At 71.1% G+C, this 13,888-nt stretch carries 14 protein-coding genes and 3 pseudogenes; 6 read left to right on the forward strand and 11 right to left on the reverse strand.

Annotated features, from left to right (window positions below; genetic code table 11):
* Window positions 1-62: 62 nt before the first annotated feature.
* A complete protein-coding gene (locus AB0O76_RS31730) occupies window positions 63-1,307 on the reverse strand; it encodes a hypothetical protein (protein WP_365498078.1) in 1,245 nt (414 codons plus the stop codon).
* A gap of 387 nt (window positions 1,308-1,694) precedes the next feature.
* Between AB0O76_RS31730 and AB0O76_RS31735 the strand changes: the two genes are divergently transcribed.
* The gene (locus tag AB0O76_RS31735; RefSeq protein ID WP_365498081.1) at window positions 1,695-1,979 is read left to right on the forward strand and encodes a hypothetical protein; all 285 of its coding nucleotides are present in this window, start codon (window positions 1,695-1,697) and stop codon (window positions 1,977-1,979) included.
* A gap of 106 nt (window positions 1,980-2,085) precedes the next feature.
* Here the strand turns inward: AB0O76_RS31735 and AB0O76_RS31740 are convergent.
* The 7 genes and pseudogenes from AB0O76_RS31740 to AB0O76_RS31770 form a co-directional block, all read right to left on the reverse strand.
* Window positions 2,086-2,283: pseudogene (locus AB0O76_RS31740) on the reverse strand (Scr1 family TA system antitoxin-like transcriptional regulator); the annotation flags it as partial.
* Window positions 2,284-2,324: 41 nt separating this feature from the next.
* Window positions 2,325-3,086, reverse strand: a complete 762-nt coding sequence (locus AB0O76_RS31745) for a polysaccharide deacetylase family protein (RefSeq protein WP_365498084.1) — start codon at window positions 3,084-3,086, stop codon at window positions 2,325-2,327.
* 197 nt (window positions 3,087-3,283) lie between these two features.
* Window positions 3,284-3,556: a type II toxin-antitoxin system RelE/ParE family toxin gene (locus AB0O76_RS31750; RefSeq protein WP_365498087.1), complete on the reverse strand. Its 273-nt coding sequence runs from the start codon at window positions 3,554-3,556 to the stop codon at window positions 3,284-3,286.
* Window positions 3,553-3,822 (reverse strand): type II toxin-antitoxin system Phd/YefM family antitoxin, encoded by a 270-nt coding sequence (locus tag AB0O76_RS31755; RefSeq protein WP_365498090.1) that lies wholly within the window; start codon window positions 3,820-3,822, stop codon window positions 3,553-3,555. Before AB0O76_RS31755 ends, AB0O76_RS31750 begins: the two co-directional genes overlap by 4 nt.
* Window positions 3,823-3,923: 101 nt before the next feature.
* A complete protein-coding gene (locus AB0O76_RS31760; protein ID WP_365498093.1) occupies window positions 3,924-5,468 on the reverse strand; it encodes a PTS transporter subunit EIIC in 1,545 nt (514 codons plus the stop codon).
* A 40-nt stretch (window positions 5,469-5,508) separates the two neighbouring features.
* The gene (gene murQ, locus AB0O76_RS31765) at window positions 5,509-6,474 is read right to left on the reverse strand and encodes an N-acetylmuramic acid 6-phosphate etherase (protein ID WP_365498096.1); all 966 of its coding nucleotides are present in this window, start codon (window positions 6,472-6,474) and stop codon (window positions 5,509-5,511) included.
* A 91-nt stretch (window positions 6,475-6,565) separates the two neighbouring features.
* Window positions 6,566-7,489, reverse strand: coding sequence for a MurR/RpiR family transcriptional regulator (locus tag AB0O76_RS31770; protein ID WP_365498099.1), 924 nt, complete (start codon window positions 7,487-7,489; stop codon window positions 6,566-6,568).
* 100 nt (window positions 7,490-7,589) lie between these two features.
* On the opposite strand from AB0O76_RS31770, the gene AB0O76_RS31775 reads away from it, so the two are divergent.
* The 3 genes from AB0O76_RS31775 to AB0O76_RS31785 are packed head-to-tail and all read left to right on the forward strand — an operon-like array spanning window position 7,590 to window position 8,553.
* The gene (locus AB0O76_RS31775) at window positions 7,590-7,961 is read left to right on the forward strand and encodes a hypothetical protein (protein WP_365498102.1); all 372 of its coding nucleotides are present in this window, start codon (window positions 7,590-7,592) and stop codon (window positions 7,959-7,961) included.
* Window positions 7,958-8,224, forward strand: coding sequence for a DUF4031 domain-containing protein (locus AB0O76_RS31780; RefSeq protein ID WP_365498105.1), 267 nt, complete (start codon window positions 7,958-7,960; stop codon window positions 8,222-8,224). The genes AB0O76_RS31775 and AB0O76_RS31780 overlap by 4 nt, the downstream gene beginning before the upstream one ends.
* A 26-nt stretch (window positions 8,225-8,250) precedes the next feature.
* Window positions 8,251-8,553: an NIPSNAP family protein gene (locus AB0O76_RS31785; protein WP_365498108.1), complete on the forward strand. Its 303-nt coding sequence runs from the start codon at window positions 8,251-8,253 to the stop codon at window positions 8,551-8,553.
* Between the two features lie 6 nt (window positions 8,554-8,559).
* On the opposite strand, the pseudogene AB0O76_RS31790 reads toward AB0O76_RS31785, so the two are convergent.
* The 3 genes and pseudogenes from AB0O76_RS31790 to AB0O76_RS31800 all read right to left on the reverse strand — a co-directional run.
* Window positions 8,560-9,385, reverse strand: a pseudogene (locus AB0O76_RS31790) (MFS transporter); the annotation flags it as partial.
* Window positions 9,386-9,579: 194 nt separating this feature from the next.
* On the reverse strand, window positions 9,580-10,653 hold the full coding sequence (locus AB0O76_RS31795) for a GNAT family N-acetyltransferase (protein WP_365498111.1): 1,074 nt from the start codon (window positions 10,651-10,653) through the stop codon (window positions 9,580-9,582).
* 20 nt (window positions 10,654-10,673) lie between these two features.
* Entirely contained in the window at window positions 10,674-11,327 is a 654-nt protein-coding gene (locus AB0O76_RS31800; RefSeq protein WP_365498114.1) for a hypothetical protein, read from the reverse strand.
* A gap of 124 nt (window positions 11,328-11,451) precedes the next feature.
* On the opposite strand from AB0O76_RS31800, the pseudogene AB0O76_RS31805 reads away from it, so the two are divergent.
* Together AB0O76_RS31805 and AB0O76_RS31810 are read left to right on the forward strand one after the other, a co-directional pair.
* Window positions 11,452-12,900, forward strand: a pseudogene (locus AB0O76_RS31805) (MFS transporter).
* A 146-nt stretch (window positions 12,901-13,046) separates the two neighbouring features.
* Window positions 13,047-13,721 carry a maleylpyruvate isomerase family mycothiol-dependent enzyme gene (locus tag AB0O76_RS31810; RefSeq protein ID WP_365498117.1) on the forward strand — a complete coding sequence of 225 codons (675 nt, stop codon included), beginning with the start codon at window positions 13,047-13,049 and terminating at the stop codon, window positions 13,719-13,721.
* Window positions 13,722-13,888: the final 167 nt, after the last annotated feature.

The raw sequence follows: 13,888 nt of genomic DNA on the forward strand, positions 1-13,888 counted from the left end.
AGCGCCTGCTCGTACGACGGGGCGGCACTCTCCTCACGGAGGGTGCCGCCCCGTCGGCGTTCCTACGGAAGCCGGTCCATGATCCAGGTGCAGAGCTCCTCGGTGACCAGCGTGTGGCCCTCGTTCTGCGCGGCGCAGAGGTACTCGTCGAGCTCGCTGTCCCCGGAGGTCTCCGGGAACGGCTCGTACAGCTTCTGGTGGGTGTCGACGTCGCGCAGGGCGACCGCGCTGACGGCGGGCACGAAGCAGTGCTCGCGGATCTCGGCCTCCGAGCCGAGACCGATGATCGCGGGGATCTTGTTCAGCTCGTCGGCGAGGATGCCGAAGCCCTCCAGGGTGCCGCCGGGCGCGCCGTCGATCTCGGGCAGGCCCGAGGTGCGGATCTGCGGTTTGCGCAGGGTCACCACCCGTAGCTGCGCGACGAGTTGGTCCTCGCCCGCCGCCTGCGTGTAGAGGTGGGTGCCGGTGATGGCAAGGCCCTTGCCGCGGAATGCCCGCACGCCGGGGTCGATGCCGTTGCCCTCGCCGGTCCGTACGCCGTTGGCCACGCCGATCTTCCGCGGCCGCGCGGGCCAGCCGCCGACCCGCTCCAGCTCGGCGATGAACTCGGTGCGCTGTTTGTCGGTCTCGGGGGCGTCGTCCCACTCGGCGATGTGCTGCCACAGGAGCTGGCGGGCGGCCGGGCTGTTCATCTGGTTCGAGAAGGCCGCGTTGAGCCGCCGGATGTAGTGCGCGAACGACTGCAGGGCGACGGGGATCCAGGCGCCGCGGTGCGGGCTGTCGTACGAGAAGTAGAGCCCGGTCTGGTGGTCGTTGTCCGCGCCGCCGTCGTGCTCCATCTTGGCGAGCGCGTACCGCGTGACGAGGCCGCCCATGCTGAAACCGCCGACGGCCAGCGGGTGTTCGCCCCTGCGCCGCGCGATCGCCTCCTGGATCGCGGCCCGCGCGACCTCGGCGTTCTCCAGGATGGACGCGCTGCGCTCGTCGAAGCCGATCAGTACGACGTCACGCCCGCGCTCCCGCAGCGCGCTGATGAACGGGTACGGCCCCCGCTCCAGGATCTCCCACGAGAAGTCCAGGTCGCTGGGCCCGGAGTTGAACCCGTCGCCGAGGAGCACCGGGCGCCGCAGCCCCTGCTCGGGGTCGGCGAGGTACACCCAGGCGGTGCCGCCCGGCAGCGTCCACTCCTCGTCCGGGGCGGGCGCGGCGGCGGGGACTTCCCTGGGGCCGGGCGCGAGGGTGATGCGGGCGGCGCTGCGCAGGGCTTCGGCGATCTGCTCTTCGTTGGGCTCGTTGGGCTCGGTCATGAAGGTCCCCTCCGGGAGTACCGGTGCGATGGCGTACGCGTGGTCATGACGTTCGGTGCCATCTTTGGTACGTCGGGTAGCCGCCGACAGTCGGTCTCGGCGATCCGCACCGGGGCCAGGAGCCTTTCGGACAGGGCGACTTCGGCCGATTACGCGTGTGACGCGAGGGGCGCGGTCCGCCGACCAGGGGCGTACCTGTGGCCTTGGCACCGCGGCCCGTGCCGGCCGACGGCGCGTCGGCCAACACGGCGCCCGGCCCGGCCGCCCGTACCCCGCCGCGGCGCGGGAACTCTGTCGCGAAGACGACCGGGCCGGGTGACGGTTGGCTGGGCAGTTGGCGGCGGTGGCGAGCAGTGACCTAGGGCGGGGCTGTTCGTTTCCCTTGACATGAAGATCACCAAGATCCTGATGACCGGTGCCGCCGCCGCGGCCATGGTGGGCGCCTCCGCTTCCGGGGCGTTCGCGGCCGACCCGGCGCCGAGCGCTTCGGCCGGGGACAAGAACGTGGATGCGGAGTCCGTCGCGACCGTGGCGCTCGCCCAGGCGCGCGACAACCTCAGCACCGGCCTCGCGGGCCGGCGCATCAGCAAGTCCCCGGATGTGCTGTCCGACGTCGCCAACGTCGCCGGCAAGATCGATGAGTCGGGGAAGTCCGCGCTCGCGGGCAAGTAGGGCGCTCGCTGCTTGCGGCTTGAGCTCCGGGATTCCTCGCTGTCAGGTGGCCTTGAGGTTCGTGACGAAATCAGGGCCAGGGATTCCTTCGGGGAGAGCGCTGCTGCTTCAGGGGGCCGTCCATCGAAGCGTGAGCCCCGGCGTCGAACGGCAGCACCTGCATGATGATCCGGCGCCTGCGCGCGAGGTCCGCCGCGTGGCGCAGCGCCTCCGCCATGACCGTGCCGTCGCCCACCTCCCGCCTGAGGGCGGCCTCGTCCAGAACGGCCCACAACAGCGGGGTTGTTGGATCGTCGAGGAGGTGGGCGACGGCACGGTCATGGCGTCGCCGGAGTCGGTCGGGGCTCAGCGGACCGGGAAGCCGAAGGTGTAGCCCTGCTGCTTGAGCCGGGGGAGGAGCGTGCGCAGGGCCTCGACGGTCTGGGTGCGGTCGCCGCCCGCGTCGTGGAAGAGGAGGGTGGGGCCGTTGGGGAGTTCCCGCTCCACGGTGGTGACGATGGCGTCCGTGCCGGGACGTTCGAAGTCCTTGCTGTCCACGTTCCAGCCCAGCGGGCGCATGCCCCGGGAAGCGGCGAGCTTGCGGCTGGCGGGGGTGAACGCGCCGCCGGGCGCCCGGTAGTACATCGGGCGTACGCCTCCGGATGCCTTGGTGATCATGCGTTCGGCGTCGAGTATCTGCTTCGACTGGTAGGCCTCGGACTTCTTGTCCATGGCGGTGTCGTGCGACACCGAGTGGTCGCACAGGCGGTGCCCGGCCGCGACCACCTTCTTCACGATGTCCGGGTGCGCCTGCGCCTGCGTACCCACCATGCAGAACGTGGCCTTCACGTCGTACTCCCGCAGCAGGTCGAGCATTTGAGGGGTCCACTTGGGGTCGGGGCCGTCGTCGATGGTGAGGTTGACGCCGCGCTTGCCCGCCTCCGAGGCGTGCGCGATGGTCGCCGAGACCGGCTTGGCGGCGCTGCTCGGTGCCTTCGCCGCCGGGGAGTCGTCTGCCGTACCGGCCTGTGCGCTCCACACCCCTGCACCCGTGGCGAGCATCGTCACCCCGAGCGCCGCCCCGATCAGCTTGCCGTACCAGCCCCGCCCGCCACTGTGCCGTGCCATGTCCCGCCCCTTTGCGTCCGGCCCCTCGCCGCTCCCCGGTCACTTTGACCACAGGGCAGGACGGAGATCGGCGGCGAAGGGATGCGTCCGTTACCGATCACGGACAATTCCGGGGGAGTTCGCGGACAACTCCCCGCGGGGAGGCGTTCATCGCGGTGGCCACGCGGCGCAGGAGAGGCGGGGGCTCCGACTTTGGGCTACGGGTTGCGGTAGACGTCGCGCCGCCGGTTGCCTACGTTGACGACCAGGATCACCAGGACGTCGTCGCGGATCTCGTAAACCACCCGGTAGTTGCCCACGCGGAGGCGGTACAGGCCGTCGTGTCCCGTGAGCTTCTTGCTGTCCGCGTCGTCGCGATGCGGGTCGTCGCCGAGTGAGGTGAGAGCCGTCAGGATGCGCAGGGCCTGCTGGCGGTCGATGGCGCGGAGCTGGCGCTGGGCGTGCGTAGTGAAGCGGAACGCGTATTTCACGCGGCGTCGCCTCGGCTGCCGTCGCCCTCGAAGAGGTCCGCGAGCAGTTCGGCCATGCTTACCGTCGGGTCGTCGCGGTGACGCTCGGCCTCGCGGGCCGCGAGCTCGTCGGCCGCTTCATCGAGCGCGTCCAGAACCTCTATGGGCACCAGCGCCGCCACACGCTTTCCTTTGCGCGTCAGCACGGTGACCTCGCCTGCCTCGGCCTTGTCGACGACCTCGGCGAGATGGGCGCGGGCTTCACGGATGGTGACGTTCTCGCTCATGACGTCAGCGTACTCGCGTGTACGCGGCTGTGTGTACACATCGACGCGGGCGGCACCCCACGGAAGGGTGCAGCCCGCGTCGACGTGCGTCCGGAACTGCCTCAGGCCGTGGCCGGTTCCTTTGTTGGTTCGGGAGTCGCTCCGGCGGACCCCGCCACCACCTGCTCCGGGGCCACCGTCTCTGTGTTCAACTCCACCAGCATCTGCTTGCTGAAGCCGAAGAAGTACGTCGTGAAGAAGCCCACCGCGTAGCCGACCAGCAGGCCGCCGCCGTAGATCGCGATCGTCGGTCCCAGGCCCTTGTTGCCGTCCAGGAGGGGGAACAGCGCCCAGCCCGACGGGCCGATCGCCGTGGAGCCGACCTTCTCGCCGATCATCGAGAAGAAGCCGATGAACGCGCCGCCCGCCGCGCCGCCCACGCACGCCGTGATGAAGGGGCGGCCGAGGGGGAGCGAGACGCCGTAGATGAGGGGTTCGCCGACTCCCAGGAAGCCTGCGGGGAGCGCGGACTTGATCGTCGTACGGATTGAGGTGTTGTGCCTCAGGCGCTTGTACACCGCGATCGCGCAGCCGACCTGGCCCGCGCCCGCCATCGCCAGGATGGGGAGCAGGACCGTGAAGCCCTGCTGCTCGATGAGTGTGGTGTGGATGGGGATCAGGGCCTGGTGCAGGCCCAGCATCACCAGGGGGAGGAACAGGCCGCCAAGGACCAGGCCCGCGAACGCGCCCGTGTTGTCCAGGAGCCAGTCGGCCGCGGTCCCGATCCCGGTGGATACCTCGCCTGCCAGGAACATCAGGCCGAAGATCGTGACCAGGCCGGAGAGGAGGACCGTGATCGTGGGGGTCACGAGAACGTCCAGGGCCCCCGGGACCCTTCCCCAAGCTCTCGACTTCGCTCGACCAGGGGAGACCCCATTCCTGCACCACTTCTCGATGTACGTGGCGAGGACTGCCGCGCCGAGTGCGCCGAGCACGCCGCCCTGGCCCGGCGACAGCTTCTGGCCGAACGCCTCGATGTTCGCCACACCCGGGAACACGATGATCGCCGCCACCGCGCCGCCCAGGATCGGCGTACCGCCGAACTCCTTCGCCGTGTTGAAGCCTACGAAGACGGCAATCAGCGCCATGAAGCCTGAGGCGATGGCCGCCAGGGCCGGGGTGATGGAGGGGAGCCATTCCAGGTTGATCAGGAGGCCGTTGATGCCCGCGATGATGCCGCAGCCGATCAGGGCGGGGATCAGGGGGACGAAGATGTTCGCGATGTGGCGCAGGAAGAGTTTGAAGGGCGTTGCGTTCTTTGCCTTGCGGGCTTCCTTGAGGGCCGCGCCCTGCGCCGCCAACTCGTCGGCGGTGGAGGCGTGTTCGGGGGCGGGAGCCTGCGACCTGCCCTCCTCCACCAGCGTCTCGAACTCCGGCGTGACCCGCGCGACCGTGCCTGGGCCGAGCACGATCTGGTACGTGTCGTCCTCGACCACGCCCATCACGGCGGGCAGTGCCTTCAGGGCCTCGTCGTCGACCAGCGAGCGGTCGGCGAGGCTCAGGCGCAGGCGCGTCATGCAGTGGGCGATGGACGTGACGTTCCGGGCACCGCCGACGAGGGGGAGGATCGCGGCGGCTGTGGCGCGGTTCTTGTTCTCAGGTGCCATGGTGCGGTGCCTTGCTGTGCGGTGCCTTGCTGTGCGGTGGTCAGGAGGTGCGTGCGGAGTCCAGGGCTGCCCTCAGGTGGCCGTCCGAGGACGCGAGCAGATCGGCCGCCGTGGGGCCGTCGACACCGCCGAGGATGGTGAGGATGGCGTTCTTCACCTCCCCGTCGGTGGCGGCGAGTGCGGCCTCGATCTCCTCGTCGGTCGCGCCGGTGGCCAGCGACACGATGCGGCGGGAGCGGGCCCGCAGCTTCTCGTTCGACGCGCGTACGTCGACCATCAGGTTTCCGTAGGTCTTGCCGAGGCGGATCATCGTGATCGTCGACAGCATGTTGAGGACGAGCTTCTGGGCCGTGCCCGCCTTCAACCGGGTGGATCCGGTGAGGAGTTCGGGGCCCACGACGACCTCGATGCCGTGGTCGGCGGCCGCCGCGAGCGCGCTGTCCGCGTTGCAGGACAGGCCGATGGTGAGAGCGCCATAGCGGGAACGCGCGTGCTCGACCGCGCCGATGGCGTACGGGGTGCGGCCCGACGCGGAGATGCCGACGACCACGTCGTCCGCCGTGAGCCCGAGCCCGTCCAGGTCCTCGGCGGCGAACTCCTTGCTGTCCTCCGCGCCCTCGACCGCCGTGACCATGGCGCTCGGGCCGCCCGCGATGAGGCCGACGACCTCGCTGGGGGAGGTGTTGAAGGTCGGTGGGCACTCGGACGCGTCGAGCACGCCGAGGCGCCCGGCCGTCCCCGCGCCTGCGTAGATCAGCCGTCCGCCGCGGGCCATCCGCGCGGCGGTGCCGTCGATGGCGGCGGCGATCGCCGGGAGCTGCTCGGCGACGGCCGCGGGCACGGTGGCGTCCTCGCCGTTCATGATCTTCGCGATCTCCAGCGTGGGCAGCTGGTCGATCTCGGAGAGCTCGGGCCGGAACGCCTCGGTGGTCAGCGTGTCCAGCTGGGCTCGGAGCTCGCCGTAGTTCTCGTCGGTGGCGTCGCTGGCGTCGGTCGTGGAAGTCATGGCGTGCGGCTCTTTCATACGCGGGCGGGGGTGGCGGGTCCGGTACGTGTGCGGGCTCAGCGGCTGCTGCGTGCTCAGCGGCTCTGCGGGCTCAGCGGCTGCTGCCGCGAGGGCTGTGGCGGTGGGCGAGCGCTTCGTAGGAGGCGGCGAGCGCGGGCGCCGCCGTCTCGTACGTCCGCTGGGCGACGCCCACGAACAAGCAGTCCACGACGAGCAGCTGGCTCGTGCGGGACGACATCGCGGCGGGCCGCAGCTCGCTCTCGCGCGCGGTGGAGGTGGTCAGTATGTGATCCGCGTACTGGGATACCGGGCTGCCGGGACGGCCTGTGATCGCGATGGTCGTGGCGCCCCGCTCGAAGGCGACCCGCAGCGGTTCGATGACGTCGCCGGTCGACCCGGAGTGCGTGATCGCGATGGCCACGTCCTTGGCCCGCAGGGTGACGGCGTTGGTGACCGCGAGGTGCGGGTCGGAGTGCGCATGGGCGATGTGGCCGATGCGCAGCAGCTTCTGCGCGAGGTCCTGGGCGACGAGGCCGGAGGCGGCGACGCCGTAGATCTCGGCGCGGGGCGCGACGGCGAGCGCGGCGACGGCGGCGCCGAGCTGCACGGTGTCGAGCCCGGCGGCGGTGTCGGCGAGGGTCTGCTGCTCGTCGTACGCGAGTTTGGCCACGACGTCCGCGATGGGGTCGTCGACGGCGATGTCCGCGGTGACGGCGGGCGCGCGGCCCGACTGCTGCTGGGCGGCGAGTCCGGCGAGGGCCAGGCGGAGGTCGCGGTAGCCGGGGTAGCCGAGCAGGCGGGCGGTGCGGACCACCGTCGCCTCGCTGGTGCCGGTGAGCTCGGCGAGGCCGGTGACCGTGAGGGCCGCGCAGCCTGCCGGGTCGCCGGCGACGGCTTCGGCGACCCGCTGCATGGAGCGGGTCATGGACGGCGCGAGGGTCCGCACCTTGGCCGCGAGGGCGGCCGGGGCGGGGGGCGCGGCGCCCGCGAAAATTTCCTTCACATCATTGGTCACACCTGAAAGATATTTTCGGAGCGGGGAAGGGTCAAGACCCCTTTGGTCCCGGTCTCGGACGGGCCTCTGGCAGGTTGCGCATGGGGTGGACAATGGCTGCATGGACGCGATCGACCCCCTGGAGCAGGCGCTGCACGCCGCGCGCGCACTCGTCATCGCCGACCTCGTCGCCCGCGAGGTCGCCGAGGCGGAGGTCGTCTCGCTGGTCGAGGAGGCGGTGGCGCACCGCCGCTGGTGGGTCGAGCAGTGGCCCGACGGCGTCGAGTACGTCGCGGGGCTCGTCGCCCAGGACGTCCAGGACTCCCTCCTGGAGCGCTACGGCCGCTGGCCGCTGTGCCCGGTCTGCGGCTCCGGCGACCCGCACGCGCTGGATGTGGAACCGGAGTTGGGCCCCGACCCGCACCGGGTGTGCGGCAAGGCGGGAGTCGTCGTGGCCCCGGTGGGCGGCCTGACGGGGACGGACCTGACGTGACGCTCTACATCGACCCGCCGACCTGGCCGGGCCATGGCCGCATGTGGTCGCACCTGGTCAGCGACGTCTCGTACGAGGAACTGCATGCGTTCGCGGAGGCCATCGGCGCCCCTCGCCGCGCCTTCGAGCGCGATCACTACGACGTGCCGTCGGAGCGGTACGGGGACGCGGTGCGCGCGGGCGCGGTCGAGATCGGCTCCAAGGAGCTGGTGCGGCGGCTCACGGAGGCGGGGCTGCGCAGGCCCAAGGGCAGACCGGCGTAAGGCGGTTCGAGCCTAGGGTGGGCCGCATGATCACCGTTCATCTGAAGTACGAGATCGATCCCGACCGCATCGATGACTTCGAGGAGTACGGCCGCCGCTGGGTCACCCTGGTCAACCGCTTCGGCGGCGACCACCACGGCTACTTCCTGCCGAGCGAGGGCGACAGCGACATCGCGTACGCCCTCTTCTCCTTCCCGAGCTTCGCCGAGTACGAGCGGTACCGCACCGACAGCGCGAGCGACCCCGAGTGCCAGGAGGCCTTCGAGCTTGCGCGCCGGACGGGGTGCATCCGCCGCTACGAGCGGCGGTTCCTGCGGCCTCTGGAGTGAGCGCTGCTAGCGGGCGGCTTCGACGTCGGCCCCCGCTTGCGTGCTGCCGGCGGAGAAAGCCGTGACCACGCGGCTCGGTGTCCTGCGGGGCAGCCGCAGCGACACCGCCACGGCGCCGATCGCCACCGTCGTCATCGCGGCGCCGGCGACGTTGAACATACGGGCGTTGAGGGCCGGGGCGGTATAGAAGGCGGAGACGCCGAGGAGGAAGGAGAGGGTGACCGCGACGGCCGCCGTGCCCGAGAAGAGGGCGAGGGCGATGAGGAAGAGGGTGGACGCCGCGATGCCGCTGAGCAGGACGCCGAAGAGGTGCGCGTCGGCGATGCGGCCGCCGATCCAGGTGCCGATGAGGGCGCCCGCCCCGAAGAGACCGAGGACGGTCGGCACCCAGCCCTCGTCGAGCCCGGCGACGTCCGTCAGGAGCGGCGAGAGATACGAGAACGCGCAGAAGACGCCGCCCGCGGCGAGCGCGGTGACGACGACGGAGAGCCAGACCTGCCGGTCCCGGTAGATGGCGAGCTCCCTCTTCAGCTCGGGCTTCTCGTCCGGGAGCGGGATGCGCGGGATGAGGGTCAGTACGCCGACGAGCGCGACGGCGGAGGCGACGCCGACCGCCCAGAAGGCCGAACGCCAGCCGAAGTTGTCACCGAGGAAGGCACCGGCGGGGACGCCGAGGACGTTCGCGATGCTGAGCCCGCCGATCATCACGGCCATGGCGCGGGCCCGCTGTGGGCGCGAGCGCACCGGCGACCTGCCCGATGCCGAAGACCGTGATGAGCGTGATGAGTGTCGTGCGCCGTGGGAGCCGCAGGGTCGCCACGGCGAGCAGCGGGGGCCTTTGGGGCAGGGGTCGGCATGACGGGGGTGAGCGCTGGGGTGACGGCTTACATTCCCCGGTGGGGGGGGCTTGTGTTGTTTCGGGTGCGGGCCGGTCCCGGACTGGCCCGCCGCTCCGCGGCGGATCTTTCCCGCCCACCCACCCATTACCCCGGGTAATCGGGTGGGTGGGCGGGAAAGTTTGGACCGTCACGCACGACGGACGTAAGCCCGGTTCTCCTCCCGGTCGGAGACGCGGACGTATCCCGCCCGCGTCACCACCCCCTGCGAAGCCGCGTTGCCGGGCTCGATCACGGCAAGGAGAGCGGACACCCCGGGACGGTCCAGCGCCCACGCGGAGAGGGCGGACAGCGCCTCGGAAGCGTAGCCGCAACCCCTCGCGGCGACCGCCAGGTCGTAGCCGACCTCCACCGTCCCCTCCTCGTCCGGCGGCCCGTGGAACCCCATCCCGCCGACGGCGACGTCGTCCTCCGTGCGGACCAGCGCGAACATGCCCCACTCGGGCCGGTGCACCCCGGACCCGTACGCCTTTGTCACCATCTCCGCCGCCGTCCGCGTCCCCTCGAACGGCCCGCCCTCGATCCAGTTCAGACCCCCCGTACCGCCCACGGCGAGATCCGCGGCCGCCGCGGGCCTGACCTCCCGCAGGGCGATCCGTCCGGCGGGGATCTCAAGGGAGTTGTGCCAGCGCCACCGGTCGAGGCGGGGCCGCCCCGGCAGCGTGCCACGCCCCGTGGCCCAGAGCAGCGTCGCCCACTGCTCCTCGGACCGGGACGCGGGCGTGACCTGCGGGAAGATCCAGGCGAGTACGGCCTCGCACAGCCCGGCCCGTGGCTTCGCGTCGACGCCGAGCGCCCGCGCGATGTCGTACGTGTGGAGCAGGACCTCCGCGACGCCCATCGCCGCGAAGCCCGTCGCGTCGGCGCTGCCGTGGGGGTAGGGGTGGAACGCCCGTACCCCCGGCGGCGTGGTCCGGACGACCGCCGAGAAGAGACCGCCGGTCGCCTCGATGACGCTGATCGCGTCCTCGGGGCCCGAGCCCTCGTCGAGGGAGATGTCGAACGGGACGTACGCATCGGTCGCGCGGCCCGTCAACTGCCCCGCGTACGCGACGAGATCGCCCGCGATGTGCTCGGCGGTCTGCAGGCAACTCCACTCCAGGCCACCGGCCTTGACGCTCCAGTCGAGCCCCGCAGCCGTACGCAGCACCCGCGCCGCGTGCGCCACGGCCTCGTCCACCTGATCCCCGCCCATGGAAAGCATGCGCCGAGAGTACGGGAGCGTCAGGGGCTGAGCAGCTCCAATTCTGTCGCGAGGTTCGCGCGCGCCCGCGCCTCCCACTCCCGCGCCCCGTGCGGCGTACGGAACAGCCTTGGCAGGGCGAGGAGTTGGCGAAGCACGGCCGCCCGGCCCTCGCGGAAGGCGTCGTCGGGGACGAAGGCGTACTCCTCGCGCACGGCGGCGGCGTACGCGGCGTACGCGTCCGGGGCGGCGGCCAGGATCGCCAGGTCGGCGTCGCACAGCGTCTCGCCGTTGAGGTCGCCGTCGGCGGGGTCGTGGCTGACGGTGAGCCGTACGAGGCGGGCCACCTCGGCGGTCTTCGCGTCGGTCAACCCGGCCTCGGGCAGGGCGCGTTCGGCGAGGCGGGCCGAGCGTTCCTCGTTGGTCGAGCGCTCGGGCAGATACACCGCGTCGTGGAACCAGGCCGCGAGCCGCACGAGGTCGGGGTCCTCCGCGTGCTCTTCGAGTACGTCGATGTGGTCGAGGACCGCCGTCAGGTGGGCGGTGGTGTGGTACCGCCGCTGCGGCTCGGCCCAGCGGGCGAGCAGGTTGTCGGCGTACTTGTACGGGTCGTAGACGCACTCGTCCGTGTCCCGCGCCCGCAGCAGCGTCGTGAGCCAGCGCCCGCGCAGCTCGTCGTTCTCGTCGTCGGCCATGGGGCGACCCTAACCCTTGAGTACCCCTAGGGGGTATGTTAACTTCCCAGCGCTGAATACCCCTTGGGGGTATTGAGATTGGCTCGACTCTTTGCGCTCTTTGGACTCTCAGGAGGGGACCGTCATGTCAACCGCCAATCCCAAGCGCTGGTGGGCGCTCTTCGTGCTCGCCACCGCCCAGTTCATGGTGATCATGGACACCTCGATCATCGGGGTCGCGCTCCCCGAGATGCAGCGGGACCTGGGCTTCTCGCAGGGTGAGTTGGATGGGGTCTCCCCTGCTCGAACGTAGTTGAGAGCTTGGGGAAGGGTTTTCAACGCGTACGTCATCGCCTTCGGCGGCCTGCTGCTGCTCGGCGGGCGCCTCTCCGACCTGCTCGGGGCGCGCAAGGTCTTCGCCTCCGGCTGGGTGGTCCTCATCGCGGGATCCGTCATCGCCGCGGCCGCGCAGACCGCGACCGTCGAGGTCGTCGGGCGCGCAGTGCAGGGCGTCGGCGGCGCGCTGATCGCGCCCGCCGCGATGACCCTCCTGATGATGCTCTTCGGCCACGACCCGAAGGAGCTCGGCAAGGCAATGGCCCTCTATGGAGCGGCGGCCCCCGCGGGCGGCACCGCCGGAGTCTTCCTCGGCGGAGTCTTCACGGAGTGGCTGAGCTGGCCCTGGGTGTTCGTCATCTACGTACCGATCGGCGTCGCGACCCTCGCGGCGACGCGCCTGCTGCCCGCGGTCGAGGGCAAGCGCGGCTCGGTCGACATCCTCGGCGCGGTCTCCGTCACGGCCGGTCTCGCACTCGCCGTCTTCGCGGTCGTACGGGCGCCTGAGGCGGGCTGGGGATCGTCCTCGACTGTCCTCCAACTGGCCGGGGCCGGCGCCCTGTTGGGCCTCTTCCTCCTCATCCAGAAGTCGGTGCGCGAACCGCTGATGCCGCTCAAGGTGTGGCGCATCCCGCGGCTCGGTTCCGCCAACCTGGCGATGACGCTGCTCGGCGCGGCGTGGATCCCGATGTGGTACTTCCTCAACCTCTACCTCCAGCAGGTGATGGGGTACGGGGCGTTCGCGTCCGGCGCCGCGCTGTTGCCGATGACGGGGCTCCTGATGGTCTTCATGACGGCCATCACGGCGCGGCTGCTCGGCCGCTTCGGGGCCAAGTCGCTGATCGGCACGGGCCTGTTGGTGCTCGCGCTCGGCCTGGTGTGGCTGGCGCAGGTCGGCCCGACCGGCTCGTTCGTGATCGACGTGCTTCCGGCCTCGCTGGTGGCGGCGCTCGGTATGTCCCTCGCGTACATCCCGGCGATGATGGCCGCGATGTCCGGCGCCCCGCAGGAGCAGGCGGGCTTGGCCTCCGGCATCGTCAACACCACGTACCAGGTGGGCTCCGCGCTTGGCCTCGCGGCGCTGACCGCGCTTGCGACGTCGCAGGGGGCGGGGGAGCTGGGCAATCTGCCTGCTTTGACGGACGGGTTCAGTGCGGCGTTCACCGGCGCGGCGGCCGTTGCCGCGATTGGGGGCGCCGTCACGCTCCTGGTGATGCGGGGAGAGTCGGTTGCCGCGAAGGAGAAGGTGAACGCTTAGTGGGGTGACCGTCTGTCGTCGGCTCCGCCGTACTCGTCCTCAATCGCCGGACGGGCTGGATGTTTCCGCCGGACGGGCTGGAAACTCCGGCCCCGTCCGTTGCCATGTCATTGCCGCGCGGCGCCGTACAAGCTTGGCTGGCAGACATGACCACCACTCCGAACCGTGACGAGACCTACGACCCCGAGCGCCCCGGACGCCTCCTGCGCACCGAACGCGACGTACTGATCCCGCTGTTGAGGGGCGCCGACGACTCCACGTACGAGATCAGGACCTGCTGTCCCGGCTGGACCGTGCGGCACATGCTCGCGCACTGCGGCTCCGCGCTGATGCGTGTCGTCGAGACCCGCTTCGAGGAGGGCGTGTACAGCCCCGAGAGCAACGAGCGCGACATCGCCGAGCGCGCCGACTGGTCCAACTCCCGCATCGTGGACGAGCTGGAGCGCGGGATGACCGAGGCGGGCGAGATCATGGTCAAGGCCAAGGGGCGCCTCGACGGCGTGTCACTGGGGGAGTGGGTGCACGCGGGGGACGTGCGCGAGGCCTGGGGCCTGCCCGGCGCGTACGGCGGCGACGGCCTCGCGGACGCGCTGCCGCTGCTCGCGGAGCACAGCAGGAGGACGTCTGCGCTGCCGCTGCACGCGGACGTCGACGGCTGGGACGAGCCGCTGGTCCTGGGAGTCCCCGACGGCAAGCGCCCGCCAGCCCGCTACATCGGCGACGCCCCCACCCTGATCAGGCTGTACACGGGCCGCCCGCTGACGGGGACGCGCTATGAGCTGGCGGGCGCGAAGGAGACGGAGTTGCCGATCTTCGACTGAGGGCAGCAGGACATGCGAAAGCCCCGGCCGGGGAAGGCCGGGGCTTTCGGGCCCCGAAGGGGCGCGGGGCTCTGACATGTGCGGCTCCGCCGCGAAGGGGGTCCCCCCTGTTCGAGCGAAGCCGAGAACTTGGGGGAGCGACCAGCCACAACAGACCCGCAGCGACA

The organism is Streptomyces sp. NPDC086554, from assembly GCF_040686095.1.
Classification (GTDB): Bacteria; Actinomycetota; Actinomycetes; order Streptomycetales; family Streptomycetaceae; genus Streptomyces.